Raw genomic sequence first — 18,337 nt, 5'->3', positions numbered from 1 at the left:
GAGCACCCCGGCGTACACAACCCCGCGCCACCGGGAATCCCCATAAACACAACCCTCAACGACCGAAGCGACACGCCCGAACCCCGCAACCGGATGCCACCGCCTCGGATCCCCCAGCAGGGCATCGAGCACGACACCGCCCGCAAGCCCCTCAGCAGAGCCGCGCATCGAGTTCATCCCAGTGTCCCTCCAGCCAGTCCTGCGCGCGGCGGATCCGCGGCCCGGCGCCACCGTCCCAGATCCGCGCCCACCCTCCACCACGCTGCGCCCTGGCCCGCATGGCCCGGTACGACCGCTCGAACCTCACCCGCGCCGCCGGCAGAACGTCCCGCCGCAGCTCCCGCGGCAGCCCGTAGGCGTCGCAGAAGACCTTGATCCGCCGACCGGCGTCGGCCCCGTACAACAGGGCATCCCGATCGGCCGGATCCTCGATCGGCGCCCAATGCCGCAACGCGGTGACAACGTCGAACAACCGCGTAGTGGGCCGCGCCAGATCGAAATCGATCAGAGCCGCCGGCACCCCGCCCCGGAAGACCACATTCTCCGGCGTGACATCGCAATGCCCAACGAGCTCGGGCTCCCCGTCCACATTGGAGAGGTCCTCGTCCCACCCGGCATCCGGCACACCATACGAGGCCACAGCATCGTGGTAGCGCCGCAGCAGCCGCCCGACACCCCGCAGCGCGTCCTCCGAGACCACGTACGCCGCCAGCGGCCGGTGCGGCACCTCCCCCGGCACCCAGCTGAGCACCTCGCGCCCGCGCTCATCGACACCGAGCACTCGCGGCGCCCCGTCGAACCCCACCGCCTCCAGATGCCGCAGCACCCCGTGCACGGCCGGACTATGCGCCCCGACCGGCCTCCGCACCGTCTCCCCGACCCGCACCACGCCCTCCGACACGTCCCCACCGGAGAGCGGCACCTCAACGTCCACAGCCACAGCACCCAAAGATAGATCCCCCGGCCACCGCCCACGCCCCACTCGCCCGTGGTAACGCCGTTATAGATGTGGAGCTGGAGGACCCGCACCCTTACACTGTGTCCCGGCGTCCCGCCGGGCGCCGGGCGCCCGTAGCTCAGCTGGACAGAGCATCGGACTTCTAATCCGACGGTCGCGGGTTCGAATCCTGCCGGGCGCGCCACCCCTTACCTGCCCCTCGTCGCGTCAGATACCGCCTGGACGTCGGCCACGCCGAACAGCCCCAAGCGCAGCTGGGGTGGCGATCCGCGGGCGTCGGGCCTCGCCCGGCGACAGGGTCGTCACGGCCGGCCAGGGGCTCGAACTCGTGGCGCCGGCCGCTGAGAGCAAGAGTCGGTTGGGTCGCGGAGCGACCCGGCATGGTGGCTTTGACGGTTCGCCAGACACCGGTCAGGTTGATGTCGATCGTCTCCTACCAGACCGTGTCGTCCATCTGCCACAGCGGACCACCGAGCGACATCACGCCCGCGTTCGCGAGCACGATGTCGATATCGCCGAGTTCCGCGCGGCCACGGCGGACTGCCCCGTTAAGGGCTTCCTGTGTCTCCTCCAGCTCCTCGAGCTGGCCGAAGGGAACCGGCAGGGTGGACGATCGCGGCGCACAGATGTCCACCGCGATGATGTCGGCGCCCTCCGATGCCAGCCGGACCGCGTGCGAGCGCCCCTGTCCGATGCCGGCGCCGGTGATGAAGGCGACCTTGCCCTCGACTCGTCCTGCCATCTCCTTGCTCCACTTTCAGTGGTTCACCCGTCGCGGCCCGATTGCGCCGGGGCATTCGGAGACGCTCACGGCGCGGGCTGCGCTCGTCATCGGCAGAGGCCCGAAGACGGCGGCAGGCTCGCCGCTGGAGCGGCGGGCCTGCGATCAGCGGAAGCGGGTCAGGATTCGGATGCCGACGGCTTCTCCTACATCGTCGACCGCAGCAAGAACGTGATCATCCGCGGCGGGTTCAACATGTATCCGCGGGAGCCCGAGGAGGAGCTGATCGCCTGGGGAGCGCTTCGCGGCGTACAAGTACCCGCGGATCACCGAGTTCGTCGACGCGCTGCCGATGATCTCGACCGGCAAGATCCTCAAGCGCGAACTCAGCTGAGAGGGCGTTCGGCATCGAAGCGGTCCGGGATTCCTGCACGGTCCTGCCTCCTGCCTCCGCGAGCCCCGACAGGCGCGGGCGCACTACTGGTCCGGCGCCGCGGAGAGGCCGCGTGCTCGCGCCACGGTCAGTGTCGTCGCCACGTGCTATAAACGCCAGAACGTCTTGGTCAATGACGTGATAAGCCGAGAGTTATGAGGAGCGGTGGAGCCTCAGCTATCCCTGCGTCGGCTCGAGATCTTCCGGCTCGTCGTCGAGGAGCGCAGCGTCACCCGCGCCGCGGCGATCTTGATGATCGCCCAGCCGGCCGTGTCCAGCCAGTTGCGCGCGCTCGAGAAGTGGCTGGGCGCCAAGCTCTTCACCCGGCGCGGCAGCCAGATCGAGCTGACCGAGGCAGGTGAGCGGGCCAACGCCTGGGCCAAGGCGATCCTGGCCAGCGCCGCCGAACTGCGCCGCGACGTCGACGGTATCGAGTCCGGCGGCGGCGGGTCCGTCGTCGCCGCCGCGAGCATCGGCGTGGGCAGCTACCTGCTCCCGGCCGTCCTCACGCGCTTCCGGGAGCGACACCCGGGCGCCGACATGACGCTCAACGTCCTCCAGCCCCAGGACGCGCTGCGCCAGATCTCCAGTGGCGAAGCGGACTTCGCGGTGACCACGTGGGACGCGGACGAGACGCGGACCAATGTGCACACGACCGTCCTGCGCGACGAGCCGGTCCTGATCGTCGTGCGTGGGGACCGGCGCCCGGAGAACCGTGTCATGTCGATCGAGGAGGCTCTGCGGCTGCCGCTGGTGGCGGCGCCGCGCGTCGTCGCGGCACAGCGCGCGGTCAGTTCGCAGTTGAGCCTGCTGACCGATGCCGAGCCGAATGTCGTGATCCGGCTCGGCCACCCGCTGGCGGCGAAGCAGGCCGTCATCGACCACGGCTGGGCCACGATCCTCCCGCGCTACGTCGTGGCGGCGGACGTGGCGGCAGGGGTCCTCGCGACGGTCGAGGTCCCCGGACTCGACCTGCGCGAGCGCATCGTCGTGGCCTGGCGTCGCGACAAGGTGTTCTCGAAGCTGCAGCAGACGCTCGTGGCCGAGATCCGCGACCGGCTCGGCGAATTCCACCGGGCAGAATGACCCTGTCCCCGCCGCTCGGGAAGCGCCAGACTCGCAGGATGACGATCGCCAACACCGGGTCCGTCGCGCGCGCCGTCGCCCGCTCGGAGATCACGGAAGTCCTGCAGCGCTACGCCAATCTCGCCGTCGAGAAGGCGGACTTCGCCGCCATGGCGCGCCTGTTCACCGACGACGGCACGTTCATCCTCCTCGACGGAACCGCCGTGCCGGCGACGGAGATCGAGCAGATCGTGGCCGGCCACGAGGCGACCTGGATCCGCCACCACCTCACCACGGTGCAGATCGATTTCACCGGCCCGGACACGGCCACGGCGGACAGCTACTACATCGCGTTCACCGACCTCGCCCAGCCTGACCACTGGGGCCGGTGGCGCGACACCCTGCGCCGCGAGCCCGACGGTCGCTGGATGCTCACCAGCAAGCAGCCGGTGGTCGAGGGCTACCACCCCGACGGATGGATCGCCACCGTCCTCTTCCCCGCGATGGAGGCGCAGGGCTGACCGGGCCCGGGCAAGGCGGGGGCGCCCGCGTCCGGGAACGTGTAACGGCGGCTGCCCGGGTCCTCAGGATCCGGGCAGCCGTCTGCGTGCTGCGCTTCCTGCGTGATCCGCTGCTTCCGGTCGCCGGGTCGGGTGAGTGGCGGCTCGCGGCGGCGATGGTCAGGGGTAGCGGAGGCCGGTCAGGTTCTCGCTGAGGTCCCAGAGGCGCTCGGCCTGGCCCGGGTCGACCGCGTAGCCCATCACGCCCCGGCCGTCACCGGCCTTGAAGAAGTCCAGCGGGCCCTCCTCGGACGACATGCGGGCGATGTCGCAGTCCTCGCAATAGACGCCGCCCATGCCTTCGAGCCGAGGGCTGGTCGCACACCAGACGCCGGTCGCGGCGCCCTGCTCGGGGGTCTTGAGCCGGCGCTCCGGATCCACGATCGGCGTCCCGTGGGGCTCGATCAGCCCGGCGGCCACCATGTCGTCGTGCGCCAGGAACCTGCCGAGGCCCGTCGAAGCGACGTTGCCGGGGTGTACGGCGAAGGCGCGAACCCCGTGCTCCTGCCCGCGCCGGTCGAGTTCGACCGCGAAGAGCGAGTTGGCCGTCTTCGACTGGCCGTAGGCCGCCATCGGGTTGTAGGCCCGGCGCTGATAGTTCGGATCGTCGAAGTCCACGGCGGAGAACTGGTGGCCCAGCGACGAGTAGGCGACCACCCGGGCCCGCTCGGCGCGCAGCGCCGGCCACAGCCGGCCCGTGAGCCGGAAGTGCCCGAGGTGGTTGGTCGAGAGCTGTCGCTCATTGCCGCGGGGGTCCCGGGACAACGGGGGCGCCATGATCCCGGCCGCGTTCACCAGGATGTGGACGGGCCGGCCGCTCCTCAGGAACAGGTCGGCGGCGGCGTCGATCGACTCGGGATCAGCGAGGTCCAGCCGGATGAAGTCCGCGTCGTGCGGCGCCAGCTCGACCTGGGCGGTGCCGAGCTCGCGGTCGAGCACGTGGACGTGCGCGCCGGCGCGGGCCAGGGTGCGCGCCGTCTCCAGCCCGAGTCCCGAGTTCCCGCCGGTGACGACGGCGACCTTGTTCCCGAGCGGGATGCCGGCGACGACGTCGCTGGTGGTGGAGGCCGCGCCGAAGGGTGAGCCGAGCGGCTCCTGCGGTGTCACGAGGTGTCCTTGTCCGTGGGACCGGCGGAGCGGGCGGGTCACCGGAAGGTGTCCGGGAGGCCGAGGGTCTTGGTCTGCAGATACTGCTCGAAGCCCTCGACGCCGTTCTGGCGGCCCAGCCCGCTCTGCTTGTAGCCGCCGAACGGGGCGTCGGCCGCGTAGGGGTCCGAGCCGTTGATCCGTGCCACGCCGACGCGGAGGCGGCTCGCGACGCGCAGGGCCCGCTCCGGATCCTGGGTCGAGATGTTCCCGGCCAGGCCGTACTGCGAGTCGTTCGCAATGCGCACGGCGTCGTCCTCGTCGTCGTACGGGATGACGACGAGGACCGGCCCGAAGATCTCCTCCCTGGCGATCCGCATCGAGTTGTCGACGTCGGCGAACACGGTCGGCTCGATGAAGAAGCCCTTGTCGAGGTGTGCGGGGCGCCGGCCGCCGGTCACCAGCCGCGCACCCTCTTCCCGCCCGAGCCGCAGGTAGCCCAGGACTCGCTCGTGCTGCCGCGCGCTGATGACCGGACCCATGTGCACGTCCGGGTCGTTCGGGTCGCCGTAGGGCACCTGTTCCATCTCGGCGCGAACGCGCTCGACGATCTCGTCGTAGCGGGACCGGGGGGCGAGCAGCCGGGTCGGCAGGTGGCAGCCCTGACCGGCGTGCGCGGTCACCCACCGCGCGGCCAGGGGGAGCTGGACGTCGAGGTCGGCGTCGTCGAAGAGGATGTGGGCCGACTTGCCGCCGAGTTCGAGGAAGAGCCGCTTGAGCGTGGGCGCCGCCTTCTCCGCGATCCGTCGTCCGGTCGCGGTGGAGCCGGTGAACGAGATCATGTCCACGCGCGGATCGGTGACCAGCGCCTCCCCGATGAGGTGGTCGGACGAGGTCACGACGTTGAGCACGCCCGGCGGGATGTCGGTCTTGTCCACGACGAGGCGCGCGAGCCGGGTCGCGTTGAAGGGCGTGTCGGGCGCGGGCTTGAGGACGACGGTGTTGCCCGTCGCCAGCGCCTGGCCGAGCTTGTGCAGGGTGACCTCGAGCGGCACGTTCCACGGCACGATGGCGCCGACGACGCCGACGGCTTCTTTGCGGACCGTCCGGCGCACGACCTGGCCGCCCTTGGCCACGGGGTCGAGGCTGCGCTCCCACGCGAAGTCGCGGATCATGCCGGCCGGGAAGCGCAGGGCGTCCTCGAGCGTCGCATCGAGGTGGGCCGAGGCGACCAGCGACCTCGGCATGCCGGTCTCGTCGATCAGCTCCTGCCGGTAGAGCTCGCGCTCGCTTTCGAGCGCGTCCTGCAACTGCAGGAGGGCGCGGGCGCGCATCTCCCGGTCGGTCGGCCAGTCGGTCGTGTCGAACGCCCTCCGGGCGGCCGCGATGGCGCGGTCGGTGTCGGCCGGCGTGCCGTCCGCGACCTGCCCGATGACCTCCTCCGTCGCGGGGTTGATGTTGTCGAATCGCCTTCCGGAGGAGGACTCGACGAGGTCCCCGTCGATCAGCATCAGTTCGTCGTTCGCGGTACTCATCAATGGCACCTTTCGTTGGCGCGCGCCAGTCGCGGAGCCACGATGGCCGCCGTGTCCTTATAGAAGTGGTCGAGACGCGACAGGCCGCGGCCGGTGAAGGTGAAGATCGACGCGACCGGCATGTCGACCAGGAGCCCGTCGGCGCGCAGCACTCCGTGCAGCCGTCCCTCTGTCAGGATTCGCCGGTCGTCGATCTGATGCCACTTCGCACCGTTGTAGACGACCTCGAACTCCTGCCAGTGCTCGGTCACGGCATCGAACAGTCGCGTGAATCCCTCGTGCCCGCGCCAGACTCCTCCGTGCGGCAGCGACTCCGGTACATCCACCACCACGTCGGGGTCGAGCTCCGCGAGCATCACGCTGATGTCCCGCTCAGAGGGCGCGGCCGAAACGAACTGGTTCTCCGCGTCGTAGAAGCGCTGGATGCCCGCCAGAGGGTCGAAGTCCATGATGTTCCTCATCTCTCGATGTCGTGGAAGGTCGCGGCGTGGGCACCGCGCCGCGGAGGTCACGTGACAGCGCGGCGCTGGCCGCGCGCAGGACGGCGACGTACCGGTCGAGCTGCCGGTGGTCGTACCGCACCAGTGGCAGGGGGACCGAGAGGCCGGCGAACAGGCCGCTCCCGAGCCAGGAGACGGGCACGCCGATGGCGACGAGGCCCTTCTCGGAGCGCTCCATGTTGAGGGCGAAACCGGTGCGGCGTGCCTGGGCCACGTCGTGGAAAAGGGCCCGTCGTTGGGAACGGCGGATGTCCGGGTGCCGGTCGACGTATTCGAGCAGCTTGGGATCATGCAGCGATGCGAGGCGCAGCATGCCGGTCGTCGTGCGGTGGAGCGGGAAGACCATGCCCTCCCGGGTGGTCACCCCCAGCACCCGCCGGAACTCGACGCTGGCGATGAAGCGCGTGGTGTCCCCCGACAGGATCGAGAGGTTGACGGACTCGCCGAGGGCTGCGCTGAGCCGCTGGAGGTGGGGCAGCGCCGCCGTCCGGAGCTCGGCCGTACGCGAGGGCGAGTGGGCCGCCGGCCCGAGCACCGGGCCGGCCCGGTAGACGCGGTCGTCGCCCTGCACGGCGAAGTCGCGGTAGACGAGCATCTGGAGGACCCGATGGGCGGTCGAACGAGCGACGCCCAGGCGCTCGGCCGCGGCGGTCACCGTCAGTTCGCCTTCGAGGTGCAGGACGACGGCGAGCTTGAGAGCGTGGTCGACACTGGCGATCGCGTACGACGGCGGCGTCTTCAGGCCGATCGGCTTCACGTCGATCACGGCCATGCCTTCCACGCTCATGACGAGCCCCCGAGCCCGACGGTGCGCGGCGTGCCGACGAGGAGTTCGGCACCTCCTTCGCGGACCACCATGCAGTCCGAGAGCACGCAGCCCACGTCCGGCTTCCACGACGGGTCGAAGAGGTCGATGTTGTTGCCGAAGGTCATGCCTTCCTGCAGCTCCAGGTCGCCGATCCGGCTGCCGTCGGCGGTGCTGATGCCGAAGCCCTTCTCGTAGACGACGGTGGGGAACTCCGGCGACACCAGCCCCATGGCGTGGAAGCCGAGCTCGACCCAGTCGAGGCCCGCCTTGGCCGCGGGGCGCCGCAGCGCCTCCAAGAGCTCGCGGACGGTGACTCCGGGGCGCATCATCTGCCGGCTGGCGTCGAGGCACTCGACCGCGACGTCCCAGATCCTCTGCAGCCGATCGGGGACGCGGCGACCGACGTGCACGGTGTACTCGGCGTGCACAAGGTAGCCGCCGTACTTCGTGTGGAACTCCGAGATGATGTTGTCGCCCTCCGCCAGCGGCCGCATGGTGGGCGCGGCCGGCTGGTCGCTGCCGTGGAGCAGGTGCCACAGCTCGGTGTCGGGGTGCTCCACGGGTCCGGAGGCCAGAAGGTTGAAGATGTTCGGCTCCGCGCCGTCGGCGATCTGGGCGCGGATCATGTCGGCGTAGAGCTCGGCCTCCGGGACGCCTGGACGAGCGCTCTCGACCATCACGTCGATCACCTTGCGGGCGATTTCTCCCCCGCGGCGCATGAGCCCGATCTCCTCCTCGCTCTTGACCATGCGCATCTCCTCGAGCGCGTGGCCGAAGTCGACGAGACGCGCGCCCGGGAGCACGGTCTTCAGGGCCTGCAGCTCGGCGTCGACGAAGACGCTGGCCGGGAGGATGGTGGAGCTGAAGCCCACGATGCCGATCCGGGACCGGTCCAGGCCGCGGTCCCGCAGCTCGGCGGCGATCTCCGGGAATCCCCGGAAGATCCGGATGTCACGGGTCCAGTCCTGGAGGCTGTGCTGGGCGTGGAAGGGCCGGCTCATGTGCGGCACCGTGTTGTAGACGACGGGGTCCTCGTCGAGGAAGAACAGGGCCTTCGTGCCCATCTTGGCGCCCACGCCGGTGACGTAGCGGAGGTTGGCGAGGCCCATGTCCCAGTACATGTCGGTGCCGAGCAGGACCAGGCAGTCGACGCCGGCGAAGATCATGCGCTTGCGCAGGCCGTCCCAGCGCCGGTTCCGCTCGGCGAGCGACAACCTCGGGAAGTGCTCAGGGGCCACGACGTGGGGGCGTGCACCCGCCGGCAGGAGATGCTCGGGGTAGGGCCGCACCGGAATCTGGACCGCCGCGGGGCCGAGCTTCGGCGACAGGCCGGTGCGCATCTGAACGTCGCCGATGCCGTCGGGCTCCGCTGCGGAACCCGCCGGGGCAATGCTGTTGGTCGTCATTGGCCGTCCTCGTGTCGAGCGCTGTCGCATCAGTGTCATCCCGCCGCGATATAAAAACCAGAACCGGTTTTGGCATCGGCTGATAACCAAATGTTTATGCAAACCCTGGTCGGCCGGCCTTTCCGGGCACGCGAAAAGGGGGGCTGACGGGACGGTCGTCCCGTCAGCCCCCCGGCTGGTCACGGTCGGGTGCCGGCTCGTCAGCCTCGGTCGGGTCGGGTCACCTCGAACACGTGCACCGGGTCGCGGTAGTAGACGTTGAACTCACGGATGAGCCCATCCTCGAAGGTGAGGAAGTGGCCGACCATCGTGTCCAGGCGCTTGCCCGTCGCCACGCTGGTCGCCTGCATCCGCATCTGGATCGCGAGACCGGTCTCCCCCTCGAAGTACTGGATGTCACTCAGCTCGAGGCTCGACCACGTCTCGGTGAACAGCGCGAAGAAGCGCTCGATGCCCGCCGCTCCGTGCCAGTCCCCGGGATAGGGGACGGTGGGTCCCTGGCGGCCCACCACATCGGGGTGAAGGTACGACGCCATCTCGCTGAAGTCCGCACCGGCCTTCACACCACCGGCGGCCACATAGCGCTGCTCGGCGGCGTAGTAGCCGGCAAGGACGTCGGCGAAGCCGGACGACACCTTGGTCTCCATCGGTTCCATTCGGCCATGCCTCCTGTTCAGGCCACCTGCGCCGCGCTAGCCGACGACCCTCCGCCGCCGCGCGATGGTCGAGATGACGAGCGCGATCAGGAGCGCTGCGCCGTTGAAGACGTCCTGGATGTAGGCCTGCGCGCCCAGTTGCTGCAGCCCCGTGATGCCCACGCCGATGACGTACACCGCGACCACGGTGCCGACCACGTTGTACCGGCCCGGGCGGAAGCAGGTGGCTCCCAGGAACGCGGCGGCGAAGGCCGGGAGCAGCGACCCCAGGCCGATCACCGGAGAGGAACCGCCCAGACTCATCATCGAGATGCAACCCGCGAGCGAGCAGAGGAAGCCGGCGATGACGAAGCTGTGGCGCACCTGCCGGTCGGCCGCGATGCCGGAAAGCCGCGCCGCCGCCGGGTTCGCACCGACGGCGTACGCCCGTCGGCCCCACACCGTACGGTCGAGGAGCACGAACAGGATCGCGGCGACCACCGCAAGGTAGATGAACGGCAGGGGCACCCCCGCAACACGAATCCTGCCGAGGTCGAAGAACCACGGTGCCGCCGTGCCGGTGATCACCTTGTTCTCCGTCAGCCACTGGGTGAGCCCGAGGACCAGCATCCCGGTGCCGAGCGTGGTCGTGAACGAGGGAAGACCGAGTCGCGTGATCAACTGTCCGTTGACGACCCCGATCACGACGCCCACCACCAGGACCACGAGGAGCGCGAGGAGGGGCGGCCACTGCTCCTTGATCACCAGCACGGCACAGAGGCTCTGCGCCAGGCCGAGCTGGAACCCCGTGGACAGGTCGAACTGGCCGGCGACGAGGGGGACCACCACGGCGAGCGCCAGCAGACCGGTGGTGGCCTGCACGGACAGCACCGTCTGCAGGTTCGACGTCGTGTTGAAGACCTGAGGGTTGTACACGCTGAAGGCCGACCACAGGAGCAGGAGGACCGCAACGAGCGCGAACCTGGACACCAGGTCGGCGAGCCGGTCTCCGCCGCGGCCACCCGTCGATCGGCGAGGGCCCTCCGCGCCCGTGGAGGTCGCCCCGGTCGCTTCGCGCGGCTCCGCGGTCACGGCCACGGAGTCCTCCCGAGGAGCACCGGCAGATATGTCTACGTTCATGACGTGCTCGTTCCCCACAGGTCCTCGAACATCTTCTGGTAATCGACCTCGGTGTTCCAGCCGACCTTGAAAATCTCGGGCGGAGCCTTGTCGATTGTGCTCTTGGTCCAAATTCGCTGCGGCAGGGCCCAGTACTTCTGCGTCGGCTCCCCCGCCATCAGCCGGCCGAGGCTGTCGACGGCGAGCCAGGCCGAGAAGAGCGTGGGGGAGGCCAGCTCCGCGCCCATCGTCCCGTCCTTGATCTGCGTCATCTGCTCGGGATATCCCGTCATCGACGCGAGCTTGACCGAGCCGGTCCTGCCCGCCTGCTGGATGCCCTGCTGCATGAAGCTGACGCAGCAGTCGTCGGATCCCCAGATGTAATCGATGCCGGGGTTCTGCTGCAGTTGATTGGTGACGAGAGGCGCCAAGCCGGTTCCAATGGTCGCCGGCGCCTGGTCCACCTTCGTGACGGTGCAGTCCTCGCAGTCGCTTTCGAGCTTTTCGATGATCTTCGCTCCCCGCTGATTGACGTTCGCGAACCCGGGGAAGTCGATGACCAGAACATTTGCCCGACCGCCGGAGTCGGCGATGATCCATTTCGCTACATCGTGTCCGCCCACCTGCGGGTCGGGGGCAATGTAGGTGTCGATGCCCTTGACGTCCTTGTCGCCAGGAGTCTGTTGCGTGAGGACGAACGGGATGTCCTTGTCCGCGACGATCTCCATCGCGTCGCCGTACAAGTTCGGGTCGGACGAAATCGCGATGATCCCGTCCACGCCCGACTGTGCCGCCTGCTTGACGACCTGGTTCCATACGGTGGGATCCAGCTTTCCGTCGACCACGTCGACGGTCCACCCCAGTGACTTGGCGACCCTCTCCTCCTCCTTTGCCTCGTTGACGCAACCCTGGCCCGAACTCCCGCAGGACAGGATGAGGATGTGCTTGTCCTTCGGCTGCGTGAACTTTTCGGTGGGCGCTGCGACCTTGGTGACCGGCTTCATCGCGTCGGTCAGGACATCGGAGCCACTGCCGGCGCCCGAGGCCGTGTCGAGGGAGCCGCCCGAGCAGGCGGTCAGGACCAGGAGCATCGCGCTCGCCCACACGCCCCAGACCAGGGGGTCCCGCCAGGACCTGTCCGGCCCGCGTCGGGAAGATCTCGTCGTCATCGTGGTGCCTCCTCTGTACTCCCGGCGCCCTCCGTCGGCTGCCGCGGGTTACCTGGTGCGGGGGGCCCGAGAACGTGACAGCTATGCGCTGACATCGCTCTCCCTGCTGGTGACGGCGTAGCTCGCCTCGGCGAGGCGGTCCGCGCTCACCTCCCGTGCGTCCCGGAACTCTTCGACGATCTCGCCGTGGCTGAGCACCAGCACCCGATGGGACTGCGCGGCGACTTCCTCGAAGTCCGTGCTGATCAGCAGCACGGCGGTGCCCGCCGCGGCCGCTTCGTGCATGAGGTCGTAGAGGACCGCACGAGATCCGACGTCGACCCCGGCCGTCGGGTCCTCCAGGACGGCGACCTCGGGCCGGTCCGCGAGTGCGCGGGCGAAGAGGATCTTCTGCTGGTTGCCGCCGCTGAGCTCGGCGACGTCGCGGTCCGCGCGGTCGCGGGGCACGACGTCGAACTGGTCGCAGGTCCGCACGACGGCACGGGTTTCCCGCCGGGAGCTGCGGAAGCCGGCCCGGGACCAGGCGCCGAACGCCCGTCGGGTGGGCAGCAGGTTCTCCCGGATGCCGAGGCCGGTGATGATCCCCTCGCGCTGGCGGTCGCCCGGTACGACGGTGCACCCGTGCCGGGCCATCGCCTCCGGCCGGCCGAGCGGCAGGAGAACGCCGTTGACCTCGGCCGTTCCCCCGGCCGGCCTGCGGGCCCCGGCCAGGACCTGTGCGAGCTCGCGGGTGCCGCTGCCGACGAGGCCGCAGATCCCCAGCACCTCTCCGGCGCGTACATCGAACGAGATCGGGGCGGTCTGGGCGTTCGTCGCGAGGTCCCGGACGGCGAGTTTGGGGACATCGCCGGCGTCGCACGATCCCTCGGGCCGGAGGTTCGGCTGGGCGGTGGCCACCTCGTTCCCGACGATGTGCCGCACGATCTCGTCGTGGGTGAGGTCGGCGAGGGCCGCGGTTACCACCTTGCGTCCGTTGCGCAGCACGGTGACTCGATCCACCAAGTCGGTGAGCTCGTCGAGACGGTGGGTGACGTAGATGAAGGCCACGCCGCTGCGGCGCATCCGCCGCAGGGACCGGGAGAGGCGCTCGACCTCGGGTTTGGGAAGACTCGCACTGACCTCGTCCAGGATGACGATGCCGGGCTCCTGCGCGAGGGCGCGAGCGACCGCGCACAGGACCTGTTCGTCGCGCGAGAGGGAACTGACCATGCGGTCGGCCCCGAACTCGGCGCCGACAGAGGCGAGCACGTGCTGGATGCGGGCTTCCGTGGAGCGGGAGCTGATCAGCCCGAACCGCTTCTCGAAGCCCAGTTGGAGCGCGATGTTGTCGGCGACGCTGATGTCCTCGACGAGCCCGAGGTCCTGGTGCACGAAGGCGATCCCGCCCGCCCGGGCGGCGGCGCGGCCCTGGCCGTGAGTGGACTCCAGCGCCTTGCCGAGCACCTCGATGCGACCGGCATCGAGGTCGTAGAGGCCGGCGAGGATTTTGATCAGGGTCGACTTGCCGGCGCCGTTGGCTCCCAGGAGGGCGTGGATCTCGCCGGCCCTGACGTCGAACGAGACGTCGCTGAGCACCTCGCTCTGACCGAACCGCTTGGTGAGCCCGTCGAACCTGAGGGCCGGGGTCTCGCCTGCCGACAGAGTCGCTTCGTCGTACATACGCTTGCCACTTTCCCTGGTCCGACAAGCAACGACGCTTGAGTCGGAAATCTGACGTTATGGTTGGGAAATCTACTGACGCTCCCGTCGATGTGTCAACGGTCACGTTCAGCAGGGGTGGATGTCGAGACGATTCCGACTGACGGAAATGAGCGCGGACCGGCGCCGGTACGGAGGTCCGAGCCACCGGAAAAGACCAGGGCCCCGCGGGTGACGGACCACGAGGTGATCTCGTGGTCCGTCACCCGCGGGGCCCTGTCCGGCGACGGCGGCCCTCAGACCTGCATCGGAGCCTTGTCCACCAGGCGGAAGCCCTCGCCGTCCTCGACGATGTACCCCGCGGTGGGTCCCGCGAAGTGGGTGCCCATGAAGAGGACATCGGTCCCGGCGCACGACTTCAGCGCCAAGCGCCGACTCCGCGACGACGCCTCGGGGTCCCAGTCGCCCTGCGAGCTCCAGTCCGGACGGGCGATCTGGATCGGGTGATGGAAGGCGTCGCCCGTCACGAAGGCAGAGGCGCCATCAGACTCGAGCCGGACGCTGTGGTGGAAGGCCGTGTGACCCGGGGTCGACACGTACCGGACCCCCGGGACGACCTCTCCGTCGATTGGGACGAGCTCCAGCAACCCGGCGTCGGCGACGGGCTGGAAGGACTCCTCCTGGATCAGCCTCGTCTGGTCTGACAGCGCCGAGGTGTCGGGACGGAAAGCGCGATCGATGAGGTCGACCTCTTCGTCATCGGCCGCCCCCGCCGTGCCGGCGCCTTCGGCGGTGGGTGCGTCGACGATCTGGCTCAGGTGCCGCTCGTACTCGTCGCGCACCATGATGAGGCGTGCGTTCGGGAACGTGGGAACCCAGCGGCCGTTCTCGTCGCGCATGCTGAACCAGCCGACGTGGTCGAGATGGGCGTGGGTGCACAGGATGATGTCGATGTCGTCGCGGCCGTAGCCGGCTTCCCTGAGCCGCTTGAGGAACGGGGTGTCGAGGTTGCTCCAGATCGGCTGCATCGGGTAGCTCTTGCCGTTGCCGCAGCCGGCGTCGGTCAGGATCACGTGCTCGCCGGTGTCGATGACGAAGCAGTGCATGTCCGCGATGATCTGGCCGGACTCGTTGAGATAGTCCGGGTACAGCCAGTCGATCTCACGGCGTGTCTCCGGCGTCAGCTGCGCGATGAGGCCGTCGAGCAATCCCACCTGGATGGGAAACTCGAGAACCTTGGTGATGGTGAAGCTCCCGACCTGCCACGTCTGCATGGTGCACCCTTCTGTACCCGTAGCCGATGACTCCGCGCCGCCGCCCGTCTCGGCAGCTCAAGTAGAGGGTTGCTTGCGACGCATCGAGGGGCGACACGATTCCGGGGTGCAGAAATCGCGCCCCCCCGCCTCCTCCCCTGCGGTCCCCACTCGCGGGTCCGTTCCTTTACTTGCCGGTGGGTGGGGTGGTCAGGCGTGCTCGGATGGGGGTGGAGCGGGCGATGTCGGCGATGGTGAGGGCCATGGACAGGCCTGCGTCGCGGACGAACCGGTCGCCTTGGGGGCCGCCGGCGGCGGCGGCGAAGGCCGCGGTGTGGTTGCCGTCCTCGGCCGGGAGGTCGAAGGAGAGCATGGGGTGGATCGCGGGAATGCGCAGCGAGACGTTGCCCATGTCGGTCGAGCCGAACATCGTGTCCTCGTAGTCGGGGAACGTCCGGCCGACGGCCTTGGCGTTCTTCTCGAACAACCGGGCCAGGTCGGGGTCGTGCCGGAACTCACGGTAGATGGAGGGCAGCGAGGTGTACTCGACGGTGGTGCCGGTGGCGACGGCGCCGGCGTCGAAGCAGGACCGGACCCGGTCCCACACCTGGTCGACCTCGTCGATGGTGTCGCAACGGATCATGCACTCCACGACCGTGCGGTCGGAGATGACGTTGACGGCCGCACCGGCGTCCTTGACCAGATGGTGCACCCGGACACCGTCCCGCAACTGCTGGCGCAGCAGGGCGATGGCGGTCTGGGCGACGATGGTCGCATCGCCGGCGTTGCGCGCCCGCCAGGGGCGCGAGGCGTGCCCGCCGCGACCGGAGTAGACCACCTGCCAGGAGCGGGACGCCCGCAACTGCGGGGTGACGACGTCCTTGAGCGTGGGGTGCACCATCATCGCCGCGTGGGTGTCGTCGAAGACACCGCGGTTGACCATGATCTCCTTGCCGGTTCCGCGTTCCTCGGCCGGAGTGCCGAAGACCCGCACGGTGAGCCCCAGCTCATCGGCGACCGGAGCCAGAGCCAGCGCGGCGCCCACCGCCGACGCCGCGATGACATTGTGGCCGCAGCCGTGGCCGATGCCGGGAAGCGCGTCCATCTCCGCGCAGACGCCCACCGCCAGGTCCCCGGATCCGGCCGACGCCACGAACGCCGTCGGCATATCGGCCACACCCTCCTCCACGGTGAACTTTCCGCCAGCCTGGAGAGCCTCAATGAGCAGCGCCGACGTCTCCCGCTCCTCGAAGGCCAACTCCGGGTTGGCATTGATCCGATGGGAAAGCTCCAGAACCGAGCCCAGGTTCTCCTCGAACGTGCGCTGGATCCGATCGTTGATACCGGTCATCACACCAGGCCCTTTCCGTTCAGTACGTGATCGGCGATCTGAGCATGCGTGGCGAACCAGACGCCCTCGTGCGAGGCGATGTGTTCGAGCAGCTCGGTGAGCATCGAGAGCCGTGAGCGGTGCCCGATGCAGTGGGGGTGCAGGGTGAGCTGGAAGATCCCGCCCTCGGCATAGGCGCCGTCGAACTCGTCACGCCAGATCGACAGCACCCCGCGTGGCGGCGTGTAGGGCCGCAGTGTGGAGAAGCGCTCCATCATGAAGTACGGCATGTCGTCGCGGATCCACTCGACCGGCAGTTCCACGATGCCGGTGGGTTCACCGTCGGCCAGGATCTCGTAGCAGTCGTCGTCGGCCATCAGTGACGAGTCGTAGGTCAGTCCGAGCTCGCGGATGATCTCCAGCGAGTCGGACGAGAAGTCCCAGGACGGCGTGCGGATGCCGACCGGGCGTGTCCCGGTGAGGCGTTCGAGGGTGTCCGCGGCCCGGAAGGCGAGGTCGCGTTCGACCCCGGCCGGCAAGTGGGTGTTGCGTTCGTGGATCCAGCCGTGCAGCGCCACCTCGTGTCCGGCGTCCGCATAGGACTTCGCCTCGCCGTCGTGCAGCAGCGCGGACACGGCGGGCATGAAGAAGGTCGACGGCGCCTCGAAGCGTTCGAGGAGCCTGAGGATCCGCGGCACACCGACACGCGCACCGTACTCCCCCTGCGACAGCTTGCCCGGCAGCAACTCGCCGTCCCGCAGGGGGATCGTCTCGTGGTCGGAGTCGAACGACAACGCCACGGCGACCTTGGCCTCACCGGGCCAGGATCGCGGGCGCAGCGGGCGTCCCGCACGCACGCGCTCGACGTGCCCCCGCCAGGTCGGCTCGTCCCACAGCCAGGGCTGCTGCTCGGTCACGCGTCCTCCTTGATGTTGTCGCGCCGCACAATCCCGTCGTCGTCGACCGCGACGGACGGGTCCAGTTCCCTCGACGCCTCCGCGAACCGGGCGAGGATCGAGGCCGCCACCTCGGGCCGGGGCAGGATCGGCTGGCTGTCGGAGTCGAGTTCGATGGGGTGCAAGCGAAGGGTGGGCCCGTCGGGGCCGCCCAGCCCGACGCGGAACACGGCGCTCTCGAACCAGGGGCCCTTCATCAGGGCGGGCCGGTAAGGAGCGGCCAGGTGGCCGTCCTCCGTCGCGACCATCGAGTCCGGGCGCCAGCCGTCGCACCAGTCGAAAACGAAGTTGCCGGTGGAGTACAGGATCAGCCCGCGCCCGTAGAACTCGACCGGATGCAGGCAGTGCGGGTGGTGCCCGATCACGAGGTCCGCGCCCGCGTCGACCAGGCGCTGTGCCAGCGGCCGCTGGTATCGCGCGAGCGGCCCCTGCGCTTCCGGCAGGTAGCAGAACGGCACGCCCCAGTGCAGCGCCACGGCGACGAAGTCGTTGTCCCGCTTGGCTTCGCCGATCCGGGCCTCGGCCGCGCGGACATCCGGCTCGTGCGCGCTCGAATGCACGAACGGCGGCGTGCCCGGGGTCTCGTCCAGGAACGTGCTGTCGAACTCGAAGCTCTGGCGGACCCGGATGGCGCCGATGCCGGCCCGGTCGGCGGTCGCGTTGAAGCCCAGCGGGAGGGCGGAGCAGAAGCTGAAGAACGCCAGGCTCCGCCCGCCGGCGGTCACCACGCGGGGACGGGTGGCCTCGGCGGCCGACTCGCCGAACCCGGCGTGCCGGACGCCCGCGGCGTCCAGCGCCCGGACCGTGTCGCGCATGCCCTCGGCGCCGTAGTCCAGCGCGTGGTTGGTGGCAAGGGACATCAGGTCGAAGCCGAGCGCCGCGATCTCCCGCGCACCCGAGACCGGAGCGCGCATCGCGACCAGTTTCTCGGCGGGCTGCCCGGACTCGGTGAGCGGTACCTCCAGGTTCCCGATCGTCAGGTCGCCGCCCCGGAGCAGCCCGAAGGCCGAGTCGCCCGGGCGGCCGGGGTCGGCGACCGGGCGCCGCGGCCACCCCGAGACGACGACGTCTCCCACGATGTTCAGATCCATGACACCGTTCCATAGAGCGAGATGTGCCGTATAGCGATACGCTATGCCGTAAAGTAGCACGGCCGGAAATGCGG

The 18,337-nt window shown here is 69.4% G+C and carries 17 protein-coding genes, 1 tRNA gene and 1 pseudogene; 4 read left to right on the top strand and 15 right to left on the bottom strand.

Annotated elements, in window-relative coordinates:
* Window positions 1-151: 151 nt before the first annotated feature.
* Window positions 152-835, bottom strand: a complete 684-nt coding sequence (locus E1284_RS04250; protein WP_341770368.1) for a phosphotransferase — start codon at window positions 833-835, stop codon at window positions 152-154.
* Between the two features lie 230 nt (window positions 836-1,065).
* Here E1284_RS04250 and E1284_RS04245 point away from each other — a divergent pair.
* Window positions 1,066-1,142: transfer RNA gene (locus tag E1284_RS04245), tRNA-Arg, on the top strand.
* A gap of 249 nt (window positions 1,143-1,391) precedes the next feature.
* On the opposite strand, the gene E1284_RS04240 is transcribed toward E1284_RS04245, so the two are convergent.
* The gene (locus E1284_RS04240) at window positions 1,392-1,700 is read right to left on the bottom strand and encodes an SDR family NAD(P)-dependent oxidoreductase (RefSeq protein ID WP_131937233.1); all 309 of its coding nucleotides are present in this window, start codon (window positions 1,698-1,700) and stop codon (window positions 1,392-1,394) included.
* 168 nt (window positions 1,701-1,868) lie between these two features.
* Here E1284_RS04240 and E1284_RS42900 point away from each other — a divergent pair.
* From E1284_RS42900 to E1284_RS04225, 3 genes and pseudogenes are all read left to right on the top strand, one after another.
* Window positions 1,869-2,073 (top strand): annotated as a pseudogene (locus tag E1284_RS42900) (long-chain fatty acid--CoA ligase); the annotation flags it as partial.
* Between the two features lie 204 nt (window positions 2,074-2,277).
* Entirely contained in the window at window positions 2,278-3,198 is a 921-nt protein-coding gene (locus tag E1284_RS04230) for a LysR family transcriptional regulator (protein ID WP_131937231.1), read from the top strand.
* 38 nt (window positions 3,199-3,236) lie between these two features.
* On the top strand, window positions 3,237-3,698 hold the full coding sequence (locus E1284_RS04225; protein ID WP_165965117.1) for a nuclear transport factor 2 family protein: 462 nt from the start codon (window positions 3,237-3,239) through the stop codon (window positions 3,696-3,698).
* A 159-nt stretch (window positions 3,699-3,857) separates the two neighbouring features.
* Here the strand turns inward: E1284_RS04225 and E1284_RS04220 are convergent, their stop codons facing one another.
* From E1284_RS04220 to E1284_RS04160, 13 genes are all read right to left on the bottom strand, one after another.
* A complete protein-coding gene (locus tag E1284_RS04220) occupies window positions 3,858-4,844 on the bottom strand; it encodes an SDR family NAD(P)-dependent oxidoreductase (RefSeq protein WP_243714241.1) in 987 nt (328 codons plus the stop codon).
* Window positions 4,845-4,882: 38 nt separating this feature from the next.
* Complete coding sequence (locus tag E1284_RS04215) at window positions 4,883-6,358, bottom strand: aldehyde dehydrogenase family protein (protein WP_207923556.1); 1,476 nt, start codon at window positions 6,356-6,358, stop codon at window positions 4,883-4,885.
* Window positions 6,358-6,807 (bottom strand): nuclear transport factor 2 family protein, encoded by a 450-nt coding sequence (locus E1284_RS04210; RefSeq protein WP_165965116.1) that lies wholly within the window; start codon window positions 6,805-6,807, stop codon window positions 6,358-6,360. Before E1284_RS04210 ends, E1284_RS04215 begins: the two co-directional genes overlap by 1 nt.
* On the bottom strand, window positions 6,731-7,645 hold the full coding sequence (locus E1284_RS04205; protein ID WP_207923555.1) for an IclR family transcriptional regulator: 915 nt from the start codon (window positions 7,643-7,645) through the stop codon (window positions 6,731-6,733). Before E1284_RS04205 ends, E1284_RS04210 begins: the two co-directional genes overlap by 77 nt.
* Window positions 7,642-9,072, bottom strand: coding sequence for a M24 family metallopeptidase (locus E1284_RS04200; RefSeq protein WP_131937223.1), 1,431 nt, complete (start codon window positions 9,070-9,072; stop codon window positions 7,642-7,644). The genes E1284_RS04205 and E1284_RS04200 overlap by 4 nt, the downstream gene beginning before the upstream one ends.
* 200 nt (window positions 9,073-9,272) lie before the next feature.
* Window positions 9,273-9,728 carry a nuclear transport factor 2 family protein gene (locus tag E1284_RS04195; protein ID WP_131937221.1) on the bottom strand — a complete coding sequence of 152 codons (456 nt, stop codon included), beginning with the start codon at window positions 9,726-9,728 and terminating at the stop codon, window positions 9,273-9,275.
* Between the two features lie 36 nt (window positions 9,729-9,764).
* Complete coding sequence (locus E1284_RS04190) at window positions 9,765-10,805, bottom strand: ABC transporter permease (RefSeq protein ID WP_165965115.1); 1,041 nt, start codon at window positions 10,803-10,805, stop codon at window positions 9,765-9,767.
* A 38-nt stretch (window positions 10,806-10,843) separates the two neighbouring features.
* The gene (locus E1284_RS04185) at window positions 10,844-11,995 is read right to left on the bottom strand and encodes a sugar ABC transporter substrate-binding protein (RefSeq protein WP_131937217.1); all 1,152 of its coding nucleotides are present in this window, start codon (window positions 11,993-11,995) and stop codon (window positions 10,844-10,846) included.
* 81 nt (window positions 11,996-12,076) lie between these two features.
* A complete protein-coding gene (locus E1284_RS04180) occupies window positions 12,077-13,654 on the bottom strand; it encodes a sugar ABC transporter ATP-binding protein (protein WP_131937215.1) in 1,578 nt (525 codons plus the stop codon).
* Window positions 13,655-13,929: 275 nt separating this feature from the next.
* The gene (locus tag E1284_RS04175) at window positions 13,930-14,907 is read right to left on the bottom strand and encodes an MBL fold metallo-hydrolase (RefSeq protein ID WP_131937213.1); all 978 of its coding nucleotides are present in this window, start codon (window positions 14,905-14,907) and stop codon (window positions 13,930-13,932) included.
* A 166-nt stretch (window positions 14,908-15,073) separates the two neighbouring features.
* On the bottom strand, window positions 15,074-16,237 hold the full coding sequence (locus tag E1284_RS04170; protein WP_131937211.1) for a M20 family metallopeptidase: 1,164 nt from the start codon (window positions 16,235-16,237) through the stop codon (window positions 15,074-15,076).
* A complete protein-coding gene (locus tag E1284_RS04165) occupies window positions 16,237-17,133 on the bottom strand; it encodes a polysaccharide deacetylase family protein (RefSeq protein WP_131937209.1) in 897 nt (298 codons plus the stop codon). The genes E1284_RS04170 and E1284_RS04165 overlap by 1 nt, the downstream gene beginning before the upstream one ends.
* Window positions 17,130-18,263: a CapA family protein gene (locus E1284_RS04160; protein ID WP_131937207.1), complete on the bottom strand. Its 1,134-nt coding sequence runs from the start codon at window positions 18,261-18,263 to the stop codon at window positions 17,130-17,132. The genes E1284_RS04165 and E1284_RS04160 overlap by 4 nt, the downstream gene beginning before the upstream one ends.
* Window positions 18,264-18,337: the final 74 nt, after the last annotated feature.

The organism is Actinomadura bangladeshensis, from assembly GCF_004348335.1.
In the GTDB taxonomy this organism is placed as follows: Bacteria; Actinomycetota; Actinomycetes; order Streptosporangiales; family Streptosporangiaceae; genus Spirillospora; species Spirillospora bangladeshensis.
Note: the sequence above shows the minus strand (reverse complement) of the source record. Positions and strands in the feature narration are given on the sequence as shown.